This is a genomic window from Kitasatospora sp. NPDC002040 (genome assembly GCF_040296785.1).
GTDB lineage: Bacteria > Actinomycetota > Actinomycetes > Streptomycetales > Streptomycetaceae > Kitasatospora.
The window spans coordinates 63014-76604 of sequence record NZ_JBEOXV010000023.1; the positions used below are offsets into that span (position 1 = coordinate 63014).

The 13591-nt window shown below is 73.3% G+C and carries 9 protein-coding genes; 3 read left to right on the top strand and 6 right to left on the bottom strand.

Annotation, left to right across the window (positions count from 1 at the left end; all coding sequences use genetic code 11):
• Window positions 1-242: 242 nt before the first annotated feature.
• The 4 genes from ABT118_RS30110 to ABT118_RS30125 all read right to left on the bottom strand — a co-directional run bounded on the left by ABT118_RS30110 (window position 243) and on the right by ABT118_RS30125 (window position 6777).
• Window positions 243-1415 carry an acyl-CoA dehydrogenase family protein gene (locus ABT118_RS30110; protein WP_350675776.1) on the bottom strand — a complete coding sequence of 391 codons (1173 nt, stop codon included), beginning with the start codon at window positions 1413-1415 and terminating at the stop codon, window positions 243-245.
• A 31-nt stretch (window positions 1416-1446) separates the two neighbouring features.
• Window positions 1447-3357 (bottom strand): acetyl/propionyl/methylcrotonyl-CoA carboxylase subunit alpha, encoded by a 1911-nt coding sequence (locus tag ABT118_RS30115; RefSeq protein WP_350675781.1) that lies wholly within the window; start codon window positions 3355-3357, stop codon window positions 1447-1449.
• A gap of 154 nt (window positions 3358-3511) precedes the next feature.
• Window positions 3512-5110: an acyl-CoA carboxylase subunit beta gene (locus ABT118_RS30120; protein ID WP_350675786.1), complete on the bottom strand. Its 1599-nt coding sequence runs from the start codon at window positions 5108-5110 to the stop codon at window positions 3512-3514.
• Window positions 5107-6777 carry an acyclic terpene utilization AtuA family protein gene (locus ABT118_RS30125; protein WP_350675790.1) on the bottom strand — a complete coding sequence of 557 codons (1671 nt, stop codon included), beginning with the start codon at window positions 6775-6777 and terminating at the stop codon, window positions 5107-5109. The genes ABT118_RS30120 and ABT118_RS30125 overlap by 4 nt, the downstream gene beginning before the upstream one ends.
• A 179-nt stretch (window positions 6778-6956) precedes the next feature.
• On the opposite strand from ABT118_RS30125, the gene ABT118_RS30130 reads away from it, so the two are divergent.
• Together ABT118_RS30130 and ABT118_RS30135 are read left to right on the top strand one after the other, a co-directional pair.
• A complete protein-coding gene (locus ABT118_RS30130) occupies window positions 6957-7364 on the top strand; it encodes a YciI family protein (RefSeq protein ID WP_350675794.1) in 408 nt (135 codons plus the stop codon).
• 8 nt (window positions 7365-7372) lie between these two features.
• On the top strand, window positions 7373-8518 hold the full coding sequence (locus tag ABT118_RS30135; RefSeq protein ID WP_350675818.1) for an RNA polymerase sigma factor: 1146 nt from the start codon (window positions 7373-7375) through the stop codon (window positions 8516-8518).
• A gap of 15 nt (window positions 8519-8533) precedes the next feature.
• On the opposite strand, the gene ABT118_RS30140 is transcribed toward ABT118_RS30135, so the two are convergent.
• Entirely contained in the window at window positions 8534-9499 is a 966-nt protein-coding gene (locus ABT118_RS30140; protein WP_350675797.1) for a LysR family transcriptional regulator, read from the bottom strand.
• A gap of 175 nt (window positions 9500-9674) precedes the next feature.
• Complete coding sequence (locus ABT118_RS30145; protein WP_350675801.1) at window positions 9675-11981, bottom strand: M9 family metallopeptidase; 2307 nt, start codon at window positions 11979-11981, stop codon at window positions 9675-9677.
• Window positions 11982-12755: 774 nt separating this feature from the next.
• Here ABT118_RS30145 and ABT118_RS30150 point away from each other — a divergent pair.
• On the top strand, window positions 12756-13591 hold an 836-nt coding region (locus tag ABT118_RS30150), incomplete at its 3' end, for an MFS transporter (protein ID WP_350675804.1).

A 13591-nucleotide genomic window follows, 5' to 3' on the forward strand; every position in this document is an offset into this window, starting at 1 on the left:
CGCAAAGAACGGGGCGGTGGACCCGCCCGGGCAGCGCCCGCCCGGGGCTCCTCGGCGAGTTCCGGCTCGACTCCGACGTCCGACAACCGCGCGGCGGAGCCTGCGTGTTGAGGCGGCTTGCCAACGGAAGAGCCCAGCTGACCCGGTGCGGGTCAGCTGGGCGCAGGTGCTGAACTCGGAGCAACTGTCCTTGGGAACCACGGCGCTGAACCTGCCGTCGCCGAACAGCGGCCGGCGGGCCGTCAGTAGGAGCGCGGCAGGCCCAGGGTGTGCTGGGCCACGTAGTTGAGAATCATCTCCCGGCTGACCGGGGCGATCCGGCTGACCCGGGTGGCGGTGAGCAGGGCGGCCAGGCCGTACTCCTGGGTCAGGCCGTTGCCGCCGAGGGTGTGCACGGCCTGGTCGACGGTGTGGCAGGCGGCTTCGGCGGCGGCGTACTTGGCCATGTTGGCGGCCTCGCCGGCGGCCGCGTCGTGGCCCTGGTCGTAGAGCTGGGCGGCCTTCAGCATCATCAGGCGGGCGAGTTCGATCTCGATCGCGCACTGGGCCAGCGGGTGCGCGATCGCCTGGTGGGCGCCGATCGGGCTGTCCCAGACGGTCCTGGTGCGGGCGTAGTCGGTGGCGGTGGCGAGGGCCTGCCGGGCCAGGCCGAGGGCGAAGGCGGCGGTCATCACCCGCTCGGGGTTGAGCCCGGCGAAGAGCTGCTCCAGGCCGGCGTCCTCGGCCCCCACCAGGGCCTCGGCGGGCAGCCGGACGTCGTCCAGGAAGACCTGGAACTGCTTCTCCGCGGTGAGCAGTTCCATCGGGATGGCCCGGTACTCGAAGCCCGGGGTCTCGCGCGGGACCACGAACAGCGCGGGCTTCAGCCGGCCCGTCCTGGCGTCCTCGGTGCGGGCCACGAAGAGCACCGCGTCGGCGTGGTCGATGCCGGAGATGAAGACCTTGCGGCCGGTCAGCAGCCAGTCCTCGCCGTCCCGGCGGGCGGTGGTGGTGAGGCGGTGCGAGTTGGAGCCCGCGTCCGGCTCGGTGATGCCGAAGGCCATCCGGCGGCTGCCGTCGGCGAGGCCGGGCAGCCAGGCCAGCTTCTGCTGCTCGGTGCCGTAGCGGGCGATCACCGTGCCGCAGATCGCGGGCGAGACGATCATCATCAGCAGCGGGCAACCGGCTGCGCCGAACTCCTCCAGCACGATGGCCAGTTCGGTGATCCCGGCGCCTCCGCCGCCGTACTCGACGGGCAGGCTGACCCCGAGGTAGCCCGCCTTGCCCGCCTCGGCCCACAGCTCGTCGACGGGCTCGCCCGCGCGGGCCTTGCGGCGGAAGTACTCGGGGCCGTAGCGGCGGGCCAGGTCGCCGACGGCGCGGCGCAGGGCCTGGTGGTCCTCGGGTTCGACCGGGTTGAGCAGCGGTGCGGACATGGCGAAGGTCCCTTCCGTGCGGGTGGTGTGGTCAGTCCTGGGGCTGTACGACGGCCAGCAGGGTGCCGGGCTCGACCTGTTGGCCGGGGGCGACGCGCAGTTCGGTGAGCACACCGTCGGCCGGTGCGCAGACCCGGTGTTCCATCTTCATCGCCTCCAGCCAGAGCAGCGGCTGCCCGGCGGTGACGCGGTCGCCGGGAGTGGCGGCGGTGCGGGTGACGGTGCCGGGCATCGGGGCGAGCAGGGCGCCCGGGGTCGGCTCGGCGGTCGGCTCCGGGAGCAGGGGCAGTGCGGTCAGGGTGGTGGCGCCGGCGGGGGTGTCGAGATGGAGTTCGTCGCCGTACCTGGCGATCCGGTAGGTGTGGGTCCGGCCGTCGGCCCGCAGCGTGACCGACTCCGGTGCGGCCCGGACGAGTTCGACGCCCGGGTGGCCCTGGAGGCCGTCCCTGGTGAGCCGGTGGCGCACCTCGTGCTCGGTGCCGTCAGCGGCGCGGTAGCGGGTCACCTGGAGCTGGGACGGCAGGTTGCGCCAGCCGGAGCGGAACGGCGAGTCGCCGGTGCCGGCCAGCGCGGCCGCCAGCGCAGGCAGGGTGAGGTCCTCGCCCTTGGCCGCGAGGTCGTGCTCGGCCAGGAATCCGGTGTGCAACTCCCCGGCCAGGAAGGCCGGGTGGCGCAGCGCGGCGACCAGCAGGGCGCGGTTGCTGCCCGGGCCGTGGATCCGGGCCCCGCCGAGCGCGGTGGCCAGCAGCCGGGCGGCGGCGGACCGGGTGGGCGCCCAGGCGATCAGCTTGGCGAGCATCGGGTCGTAGTGCGGGCCGATCTCGCTCCCGTCGGCCGCGCCGGAGTCGAGGCGCAGGCCGGTGTCCCCGTGGCCGACGCCGAACTCGACCGAGACGCCCGGCACTTCGAGCAGGTGCAGGGTCCCGGTCCGGGGCTGCCAGTCCTGTTCCGGGTCCTCGGCGTACAGCCTGGCCTCGATCGCGTGGCCCCGGCTCGCGGGCGGTTCGGCCGGCAGTGCCTCGCCCTCGGCGATCCGGAGCTGGAGCGCGACCAGGTCAAGACCGGTGACGCACTCGGTGACCGGGTGCTCGACCTGGAGCCGGGTGTTCATCTCCAGGAACCAGCACCGCCCGTCCGGCGTGACCAGGAACTCGGCCGTCCCGGCGCCCCGGTAGCCGATCGCCCGGGCGGCGGCGGTCGCGGCCCGGTGCAGCTCGGCCCGGAGCGCATCTTCCAGGAAGGGTGCCGGGGCCTCCTCGATCACCTTCTGGTGCCGGCGCTGGAGCGAGCAGTCCCGGTCGCCGACCGCCCAGACGGTGCCGTGGGCGTCCGCCAGCAGCTGCACCTCGACGTGCCGTCCGGTCGGCAGGTAGGGCTCGCAGAACACCTCGTCGTCGCCGAAGGCGCGCGCCGCTTCGGCCCGGGCGGCGGCCAACGCCCCGGGCAGTTCCGCCAGTTCACGGACGATCCGCATCCCCCGACCGCCGCCGCCGGCCGCCGCCTTGACCAGCAGTGGCAGGTCGGCGGCGGTCGGCTCGGCGGGCACCGCGAGCACGGGCACACCGGCCGCCGCCATCAGGCGCTTGGCCGCGGTCTTCGACCCCATCGCGGCGATCGCCCCGGCGGGCGGTCCGATCCAGGTCAGCCCGGCGGCCTCCACGGCCCGGGCGAACTCGGCGCTCTCGGACAGGAATCCGTAGCCGGGGTGGACCGCGTCCGCCCCGACGGTGAGCGCGGCGGCGACCAGCAGGTCGGCCCGCAGGTAGGTCTCGGCGGCGGTGGCCCCGGGCAGCCGGACGGCGGTGTCGGCCTCCCGCACATGCAGGGCGTCCGCATCCGGGTCGGAGTGGACGGCGACGGTGGCGATGCCGAGGTCCCGGCAGGTCCGGAGGACCCGGCGGGCGATCTCGCCCCGGTTGGCGACCAGTACGGAGGTGATCATCGGCTAGGGCCTCTCTTTCGGGTCACGTCGGATGAGCGGGCGGCGTTGGGGTGCGTGCCTCGGCGGCGCCGAGGAGGGACATCGACCGACGAGAAGCCAACGAAGGGCCCCTCCTGCCCGTTGCCGGGCAAGGAGGGCACGTGCCCCGGGTCCCTTACATCCGGAAGACGCCGTAGCCGCGCGCGCCCTCGACCGGGGCGCTGTGGATCGCGGACAGGCAGATGCCGAGCACCGTGCGGGTGTCGCGGGGGTCGATGACCCCGTCGTCGTAGAGCCGGCCGGAGAGGAAGACCGGCAGCGACTCGGCCTCGATCTGCTGCTCCACCATGGCCCGGATGGTCGCGTCGGCCTCCTCGTCGTACGGCAGGCCCTTGGCCGCCGCCGACTGCCGGGCCACGATCGAGAGCACCCCGGCCAGCTGCTGCGGCCCCATCACCGCCGACTTGGCGCTCGGCCAGGCGAACAGGAACCGCGGCTCGTACGCCCGCCCGCACATCCCGTAGTGCCCGGCCCCGTAGGAGGCGCCGACCAGCACCGACAGGTGCGGGACCCGGCTGTTGGAGACCGCGTTGATCATCATCGCGCCGTGCTTGATGATGCCGCCCTGCTCGTACGCCTGGCCGACCATGTAGCCGGTGGTGTTGTGCAGGAACAGCAGCGGCCGGTCCCGCTGGTTCGCCAACTGGATGAACTGGGCCGCCTTCTGCGACTCCTCGCTGAACAGCACGCCCTGGGCGTTGGCCAGGATGCCGACCGGGTAGCCGTGCAGTTCGGCCCAGCCGGTCACCAGGCTGGGGCCGTAGCGCGGCTTGAACTCGTCGAAGTCGGAGCCGTCCACGATCCGGGCGATGACCTCGCGCGGGTCGAACGGCACCTTCAGGTCGTCCGGCACCAGGCCGAGCAGCTCCTCCTCCGCGTACTTCGGCGGGGCGGCGAACGGGTCGGGGTCCGGGCCGGCCTTGCGCCAGTGCAGGCGGTGCACGATCCGGCGGGTGATCCGGAGCGCGTCGTGCTCGTCCTCGGCCAGGTGGTCGGCCAGGCCCGAGGTGCGGGCGTGCATCTCGGCCCCGCCGAGCGACTCGTCGTCGGCCTCCTCGCCGGTGGCCATCTTCACCAGCGGCGGGCCGCCGAGGAACACCTTGGCCCGCTCCCGCACCAGCACGGTGTGGTCGGACATGCCCGGCACGTACGCGCCGCCGGCGGTCGAGTTGCCGAACACCACCGCCACCGTCGGCACCCCGGCGGCCGAGAGCCGGGTGAGGTCGCGGAAGAGCGCCCCGCCGGGGATGAAGATCTCCTTCTGACTGGGCAGGTCCGCCCCGCCGGACTCGACCAGGCTGACCAGCGGCAGGCGGTTGTGCAGCGCGATCTCGTTCGCCCGCAGCGCCTTGCGCAGGGTCCAGGGGTTGCTGGCGCCGCCGCGTACGGTCGGGTCGTTGGCGGTGATCACGCACTCGGTGCCCTCGATCACCCCGATCCCGGTGACCAGCGCGGCCCCGACCGGGTAGTCGCTGCCCCAGGCGGCCAGCGGGGACAGCTCCAGGAACGGCGAGCCCGGGTCGACCAGCAGCTCGATCCGCTCCCGGGCCGGCAGCTTGCCCCGACTGCGGTGGCGCTCCAGGTACTTGGGGCCGCCGCCGGCCAGTGCCTTGGCGTGCTCGGCGTCCAGCGCGGTGAGCTTGGCCAGCATCGCGGCACGGTTGGCGCGGTACTCGGGCCCGGCCGGGTCGAGGCGGGTGGGCAGGGTGGTCACAGCAGTTCCTCCGGGAGGTCGGCGTGCCGGGAGCGGAGCCACTCGCCGAGGGCCTTGGCCTGCGGGTCGAACCGGTGCTGGGCGGCGACGCCTTCGCCGAGCAGGCCGGTGAGGACGAAGTTGACCGCGCGCAGCTCCGGCAGCAGGTGCCGGGTGACCGGCAACTCCGCCGTCTCCGGCAGCAGTTCGCGCAGCCGCTGGACGGTCAGCTGGTGGGCCAGCCAGCGCCAGCCGAGGTTTGTACGGGCCCAGACGCCGAGGTTGGCGTCGCCGCCCTTGTCACCGCTGCGGGCGCCGAAGACCCGGCCGAGCGGCACCCGCCGGGTCGGGCCCGGGGGCAGCGGGGGCGGCAGCGGCGGGTCCTGGACCGGTTCCAGGGCGCGGGTGAGCGGGGCCGGCGGGATCGCCCGGCGGGTGCCGTCGGGGAGCAGCGCCCGGTGCGGGACGCCCGCCGCGTCGACGTACGCGGTCTCGAACACGCCGTAGGGGGCGGCCGGCCCGGGTGGCGCGGTGACATGGAAGCCGGGGTAGCCGGAGAGGCCCAGCTCGACGGCGGCCGTGCTCAGCGCCCGGCCCACCGCGTGCTGGTCCCGGTCCTTGACGGCGAGCCGGAGCAGCGCGGAGGCGGTCTCCTCGGTGCCGGCGTCCGGGTGGTCGGTCCTGGCCAGCGTCCAGCGCACCTCGGCGGCCCGGATCGAGCCTTCCAGTTGACGCCGGATCAGCTCCGCCTTGCGCTCGATCTCCAGTCCGGTGAGGACGAAGACCACCTCGTTCCGCCAGCCGCCCAGCCGGTTCAGCCCGACCTTGAGCGTCGGCGGCGGCGCCTCGCCGCGCACCCCGTCGATCCGGACCCGGTCCGGCCCTTCCTGCTCCAGCCGGACGCTGTCCAGCCGGGCCGTCACGTCGGGCCCGGCGTAGCGGGCGCCCGAAGTCTCGTACAGCAGCTGGGCGGTGACCGTCCCGACGGTGACCGCGCCGCCGGTGCCGGGGTGCTTGGTGATCACGCTGGAGCCGTCCGGGTGCAGCTCGGCGAGCGGGAAGCCGGGGTGGGTCACGTCGTGTTCGTGGAAGAAGGCGTAGTTCCCGCCGGTTGCCTGCGCCCCGCACTCCAGCACGTGGCCCGCCACCACCGCCCCCGCCAGCGCGTCGAAGTCGGTCGCGTCCCAGCCGAAGTGCGCGGCGGCCGCCCCGGAGACCAGTGCCGCGTCGGTGACCCGCCCGGTCACCACCAGGTCGGCCCCGGCCCGCAGGCACTCGGCGATGCCCTGCCCGCCGAGGTAGGCGTTGGCGGCGAGCAGCCCCTCGGGCAGGTCGGGCCGTCCGAGCAGGTCGTCCCCGTCCACCACGCCGAGCCGGACCGGCACGCCCTGCTTGGCCGCCAGCTCCGCGATCGCCTCGCCGAGCCGGACCGGGTTGAGCCCGCCCGCGTTGACCACGATCCGCACGCCCCGGTCGGCCGCCAGTCCGAGGCACTCCTCCAGCTGCCGCAGGAAGGTCCGGGCGTAGCCGAGTCCGGGGTCCTTCAGCCGGTCCCGGGCCAGGATCAGCATGGTCAGCTCGGCCAGGTAGTCCCCGGTCAGCACGTCCAGCGGCCCGCCGGTCAGCATCTCCCGCATCGCCCCGAAGCGGTCTCCGTAGAACCCCGAGGCATTTCCGATCCGCAGCACCCTGGCCTCCCCAGCCGGCTCCGCTCCGCCCACGGGCAGCAGCGTGACAGCCCGCCTGGCACAAATCAAGCACGCGTGCTTGTTATTAATTCCGGCCGGTGATGTCGAGAACCCGTGGCCTGCTCCGTCCCAGCGGTGAAGGCGGCCACAATGGGTCGCACCGGCAAGGAGGAAACACCATGGCCAAGTACCTGCTGCTCAAGCACTACCGGGGCGCCCCGGCGGCGGTCAACGACGTGCCGATGGACAAGTGGACGCCGGAGGAGATCTCCGCCCACATCCAGTACATGAACGACTTCGCCACCCGGCTCGAAGGCACCGGCGAGTACGTCGACGGCCAGGCGCTGGCCCCGACCGGGACCTTCGTCCGGTACGACGGCGAGGGCCAGCCGCCGGTCACCGACGGCCCGTTCGCCGAGACCAAGGACCTGATCGCGGGGTGGATGGTGATCGACGTCGACAGCTACGAGCGCGCGGTCGAACTGGCCGGCCAGCTGTCGGCCGCCCCCGGGGCCGGCGGCCGGCCGATCCACGAGTGGCTGGAGCTGCGCCCGTTCCTCGGCTCGCACCGCACCGTCACGGAGTGACCGGACCGATGGACGAGGCCCTGGTCCGGAGCCTCACCCCGGGCGTGCTCACCGTCCTCGTCCGCCGCGGAGCCGACTTCGCGGCGGCCGAGGACGCGGTGCAGGACGCACTGCTGCAGGCCGCCCGGGTCTGGCCGGCCGACCCGCCGAAGGACGCGAAGGGCTGGCTGGTCACGGTCGCCTGGCGCAAGTTCCTGGACGCGAGCCGCTCGGACGCGGCCCGCCGCCGCCGGGAGGACCTGCTGGACGAGGAACCGGCCCCCGGGCCCGCGCCCGGCGTCGACGACACGCTCCAGCTCTACTTCCTCTGCGCCCACCCGTCGCTGACCCCCGCGTCGGCGGTCGCGCTGACGCTGCGCGCCGTCGGCGGCCTGACCACCCGTCAGATCGCCGCCGCCTACCTGGTGCCCGAGGCCACCATGGCGCAGCGCATCAGCCGGGCCAAGCGCACCGTCGCGGGCGTCCGGTTCGACCGGCCGGGCGATGTCGCCACCGTGCTGCGGGTCCTCTACCTGGTCTTCAACGAGGGCTACTCCGGCGACGTCGACCTGGCCGCCGAGGCGATCCGGCTCACCCGGCAGCTCGCGGCCGCGGTCGACCACCCGGAGGCGGCCGGGCTGCTCGCACTGATGCTGCTCCACCACGCCCGGCGGGCCGCCCGGACCGCGGCCGACGGCAGCCTGGTGCCGCTGGCCGAGCAGGACCGCGGCCGCTGGGACACCGCGCTGATCACCGAGGGCGTCGCGGTCCTCCAGGCGGCGCTGGCCCGGGACCGGCTGGGCGAGTTCCAGGCCCAGGCCGCGATCGCGGCCCTGCACGCCGACGCGCCCGCCGCCGAGGAGACCGACTGGGTGCAGATCGTGGAGTGGTACGACGAGCTCGCCCGTCTGACCGACAGCCCGGTGGTCCGGCTCAACCGCGCGGTCGCCGTCGGGGAGGCGGACGGGCCCCGGGCCGGCCTGGCGGCGCTCGCGCAGCTGGACGCCGCCCTGCCCCGCCACACCGCCGTGGCCGCCTACCTGCACGAGCGCGACGGCGATCTGGCCATGGCGGCCCGGCTCTACGCCGAGGCGGCCCACCTGGCCGGCGACCTCGCCGAGCGCGACCACCTGACCCGCCGGGCCGCCCGGCTCAACACCCGGCTGCGCCCCTGACCGCGGCTCCCCCGGCTACTCGCTCCCGGCCTTGGGCACCCGGTAGGTCCGCACCGACCACTCCTGGAAGTGCCGTGCCTGGGCGATCAGTTCGCGGTACGCCGTCCCGGCCGCCCGGCTCAGCAGGTCCACCAGCGCGTCCTCGACCTCCTCCTTGCGCCAGGCCAGCACGTAGCGGACCCAGATCGGGGTTCCCACCAGCGGTTTGACCACCACTCCGGGCGCGGACGGGAAGGTGGCCTGCACCACCGAGACGCCCAGGCCGTGCGCGATCATCTGGCTCAGGTGGCTCTGGTCGCCGAGGAAGTCGTGCACCGTCGCGGGCGTGAACCCGCCCGCCAGGCAGGCCGCGTAGAACACCCCGGGCCAGCCGGCGCCGTCATCGGGCGTCAGGAACCAGGCCTCGTCCGCCAGTTCGTCCAGCCCGACCTCGACCCGGCGGGCCAGCCGGTGCCGCTCGGGCAGCGCGACGAAGGCCGGTGCGGTGACGATGCCGCGGTGGGCGACGGCGGTCGAGTGGCGCAGTTCGAGCGCGGGGTAGTCCGCCGCCACGGCGACGTCCAGCTCGCCCTTCTGCAACAGCTCGACCAGGTCGGCGGAGGAGTACACGCTGCTGACCGTCAGGGCCAGGTCGGGGCGGGCGGTCCCGACGGCCCGGACCAGCCCCGGCAGCATCGGCGTGTTGGTCACGCCGAGCCGGAGCAGGCCGCCCGTGCCCCGAGCCCCGCCGCGCCGGCGCCCGATCGCGTCGGCCCGCACCAGCACCTCCTTGGCCTGGACCAGCACCTCCAGGCCGTAGCCGGTCGGCTGCACCCCTGCCGGTCCGCGCCGGAACAGCGGCTCGCCGAGCAGCGCCTCGATCCGCTGCAACTGCTTGCTCAGCGCGGGCTGGGAGCAGCCGAGCGCGCCGGCCGCCCGGCCGAGGCTGCCGGCCTCGGCGACGGCGCAGACCAGCCGTAGGTGACGAAGTTCGAGTTCCATCAGGACTCCCGCTAGAGCCTGTCTGGGCGGCCGCTCCGATCCGTGGACTGGACCGCGCTCCGCCGCGCGGACCGCGCGGTCGGCCCAGCGTAGGCCCTTTCCGACGGCGGGTGAACGGCGCGGGCCCACCCACCGGTTTCGGCGGATGGGCGGGCCCGCGGTTCGGGACGGTGGCTCAGAACTGGGTCGAGACGGTGACCTTGTCGAAGCCGGTGACGGCGAGCAGGCTGACGTAGACGTAGCCCGCCGGCGGGTTGGTGACGGTCAGGGTCTCCGCGTTGCCCGCGTGGGAGGAGCGCGCGGTGTAGCTGCTGGTGGTGGCCCAGCTGCTCGGGCTGTAGTAGAGGTCGGCGTTGCCGGTGCCGCCCGCCACGGTGATCTTGAGCGAGGAGGTGCCGGCCGGGAGGTTCAGGTAGAAGTAGCGGTAGTTCCCGGTGGTGGCCGAGAGGTTGGACCGGCCGCAGTTCTTCTCCAGCACCCGGGTGTCCGCCGCGGTGCACTCGGTCGGGCCGCCGGGCGGCGGCAGGGTGCCGCAGTTGCCGGCCCCGCAGGCCGCCAGCCAGGCGGCGAAGTCGGCGTCGTAGCGGGTGCCGATGGTGGAGGTCAGCAGGGTACGGGCGGCCGCCCAGTTGCCGGTGCGGTAGTACCCGAGCAGCGTGGTCACGTCCGCCGGGTGCGACTGGAGCAGGTAACGGACCGCCAGGTAGCCCCAGTTGTAGATCCGGGTCTGGTCGGCGTTGTCGTACGTGGTGTCGAACAGCGTGCTGAGCTTGTACGTGTTCTTGCGCGCCTCGGCCACCGCGTCGTCGTAGTTCACGTTGCGGTACGAGTAGGAGATGTACTCGGCGAAGCCCTCGACCCACATCACGGTCGGGGTGGTCATCCCGGAGTCGAAGTCGCCGTACATGTCGAACCGGCCGTCGAGGTAGTGGGTGTACTCGTGGTTCAGGTTCCAGATCTGGAAGTCCGGGCGGACCCACTCGGCCTCGTAGGCGATGAAGCGCGGCTGGTTCCCGGCCGCGGCCGGGTTGCCCTCCAGGTACATGCCGCCGTTGTCGGTGTCGATCCCGAAGATGACGCCGGCGTAGATCTGGTAGTCGGCGCTGGAGTTGAAGACGTTCACCTCGATGGTGGTGTTGTTGTCGTTCGCCACCGCCCCGCTGTCCTTCACCACGTTGTGGAAGAAGGCGTCCTGGGCGGCCAGGCTGGCGCAGGTGGCGCTGAACTCGGCGGCGGTCATCTGCTGGGCGACGATCTTCACCGAGGGGCTGCAGGTCTGGGTGGACGTCAGCGCCGCGGCCCGGGCCCGGTTCACCAGGTCACAGGTGCCGTAGTAGGAGCAGTTCGCCGCGTCGTACTCGTTCGTCATCTCGGCCAGGCCCATCCAGAGCGAGGCGGTCCGGCCGGAGATGGAGGTGCGGTCGAGCAGCTGCTTGACCAGCGGCCGGACGGTGGTCAGCAGCTCGGGGTGGCTGAGGAACCGGCCGAGTTCGCGCCCGGCGTTGGCGGTCAGGTACGACTTGTCGGTGCCGAGCAGGTTGTCGTGCGCCACCGCGAAGTCGCGCAGCGTGCTGAGCACGCTGGTGTCGGCCTGCACGGCCGGCAGGAAGTCGGCGTTCTGGTGGCCGCGGAACAGCACGGTGTACGTGTTGTTGACGGCGGCGACCATGTAGTACGAGCTGTCGTACGAGGTGCTGTAGCCGGTCAGCAGCCGCTTCACCACGGACAGGTAGCGGGCGTTCTCCTGCGCGCTGTCGATCAGGATGACCGCCTCGGCGAGGGTCTCGCCATTGGCGTCGGTCACGTCCCTGGAGCGCGACGCGGCGAAGAAGGCGTCCAGCCCGCCCTGGAGCCCGCTCTTCAGCGCCGGTCCGTAGGTGCCGACGGTGGACTCGTTGTACCAGTGCACGAAGTACCCGGCGCGCAGGAACAGCACCAGCTGGCCCGCCGAAGTGCTGTTGTCACCAGGGTAGTTGGCGGAGACCGTGCGCAGCGCGTTCGCCACCGTGACCATCTGGGCCTCACGGAAGGCGGCCTGGGCGTTCGAACCGGTCAGCTGGAACAGCGTGTTGATGCAGGTGAGGTCCGAGGCCTTGATCTGGCTGACCAGCGCGGCCCCGGTCTTCGAGGTGAAGTCGGACACGTTGCAGGCGGCCGCGAGGCCGGCCGCACCGGCCGACAACTGCGGCTTGGCCAGGCTCTGCTCGCGCTTGCTGGCACTCTCGGTCGCCCGGAGCGGCGGGCGCTCCGACACGGCGGTGCCGTGCTGCGCCGCCTCCGCCCGGGCGTCGGCGCCGAGCACCTCGGTGGCCGCCTGCGGGGCCGGCCCCGCCTTCGGGGCGGGCGCGGGGACGGGCGCCGGAGCCTTGGCCCCGACGGCGGCGGCGCGGCCGCCGGGCGCGAGCAGGGTGAGTCCGAGGCAGCAGATCAGGGCGGCTATCAGCAGCCTGACGACGTCTCTGGTCGTGCGGGAACTACGCATGGAGGTGGCCTCCGGGCCGGTCTGCGGCCGCGCTTGGGGGCACGGCTGAGGTGGGGGACGTGCGGACCGTGACGGCAACCGGGGAGGTGGGGGACGCAGCCCGGCGCTGTCGTGAACACGGTGGGGAGTGTGACATAGACCATTGCACACATCACATGGTGCTGAAAGGGGGTTCCACGGGGCCCTGCCGCAGGCATGACACCGTGTCATGGCTACGGTCGGGTGGCCCCGGCACGAAGACCGCTGCCAGGAAGGCCCCCGCAGGAGCTCGGGTCCGGCTCGCGAGCGAGGTGAGGGCCCGGTCCGCCGGTCCGCTTCCGCCGCAGCTGATGTGAGCCCTGGCGCCGGGACCGTCCGGCCGGGACCGTGGGCCGATCGGCCCGCCGCTCGACCTCACCGCACTCGCCCGCTCCGACGGCATGAGGTCCGAACGCTCGCAAAACGCAGTGCAGTTGGCCGCAGCGCTGGACGCCGCCGCCCGCACGGCGGGGCCGGAGACGGTGGGCGTCGTCCTTCGTTCCCGCCGATTCCGCCGATCCCGGGCCTGCGTCGCCGACTGCACGGGCACTTGCCGTGACGCAGGCCGGCGCAGCGCGGGACCGAGGAGCTGGTGACCCGCGGCGCCTTCAGCCGTTGATCGGCGGATGCGATCAACGCTGTCGGTCAATCGCCAACTCCGGTGAAATTAAAGGGATTTGACGGGTGCGGACGGCACGGGGCCGTCCGCACCCGTACCACATCCGAGCACAGCCGGCCGGGAGCGAGGGCCCATAAATGACCACTACAGCCGAGAGCGGCACCACGAAAGCGGCGGCACCGCCAGGGGTGTTCGCCACCCTGCGGCAGACGCCGCTCTCCGTCCGGTACCTGCTGGGCGGTGTCCTGATCAACCAGATGGGCGCGTTCGTCCAGACCTTCCTGGTGCTCTACCTGACGGCCCGCGGGCTGTCGGTCGGGCATGCCGGGCTGGCCCTGACCGCGTACAGCGTCGGCGCGGTGCTCGGCACCATCCTGGGCGGCGAGCTGGTCCAGCGGTTCGGCCCGCGGGCCACCATCACCGGGGCGATGGCCACGGCGGCGGTGATCCTGGTGCTGATACCGACCCTGAGCGGTGCGGGCCGGTTCCCGCTGCTGCTGGTGGCCGTGGCGCTGGCGGGCCTGGCCGCCCAGGGCTACCGCCCGGCGGCCTCGGTGCTGCTGAGCGACCTGATCCCGGACGAGCACCGGGTGATGGGCTTCGCGATGATGCGGATCGCCCTGAACGGCGGCGCCGCGCTCAGCCCGCTGATCGCGGCCGGCCTGATCCTGCTCGACTGGGACCTGCTGTTCTACCTGGACGCGGCCACCGCGCTGGCCTACGCCCTGCTCGCGCTCACCCTGTTGCCGAAGGTGGCGGCGCCGGCCGAGGAGGAGGCGGACGAGCCCGGGCCCAGAGGGGGCTACGGGACAATCCTGCGCGACCGCAGGTACCTGGCCTTCCTGGTCTCGGTCCTGCTCGGTTCGGTGATCTACGTCCAGTACACCGTGGCGCTGCCGCTGAAGATCAGCGCGGAGGGGCACCCGACCGCGCTCTACAGCACGGTGCTGACCGCCTCCTCGGTGATCCTGAT

What these genes read in the sequence shown, in the direction of transcription:
- ABT118_RS30110 (WP_350675776.1), bottom strand. Translation starts at nt 1,415, where the DNA reads ATGTCCGCACCGCTGCTCAACCCGGTCGAACCCGAGGACCACCAGGCC.
- ABT118_RS30115 (WP_350675781.1), bottom strand. Translation starts at nt 3,357, where the DNA reads ATGATCACCTCCGTACTGGTCGCCAACCGGGGCGAGATCGCCCGCCGG.
- ABT118_RS30130 (WP_350675794.1), top strand. Translation starts at nt 6,957, where the DNA reads ATGGCCAAGTACCTGCTGCTCAAGCACTACCGGGGCGCCCCGGCGGCG.
- ABT118_RS30135 (WP_350675818.1), top strand. Translation starts at nt 7,373, where the DNA reads ATGGACGAGGCCCTGGTCCGGAGCCTCACCCCGGGCGTGCTCACCGTC.
- ABT118_RS30140 (WP_350675797.1), bottom strand. Translation starts at nt 9,499, where the DNA reads ATGGAACTCGAACTTCGTCACCTACGGCTGGTCTGCGCCGTCGCCGAG.
- ABT118_RS30145 (WP_350675801.1), bottom strand. Translation starts at nt 11,981, where the DNA reads ATGCGTAGTTCCCGCACGACCAGAGACGTCGTCAGGCTGCTGATAGCC.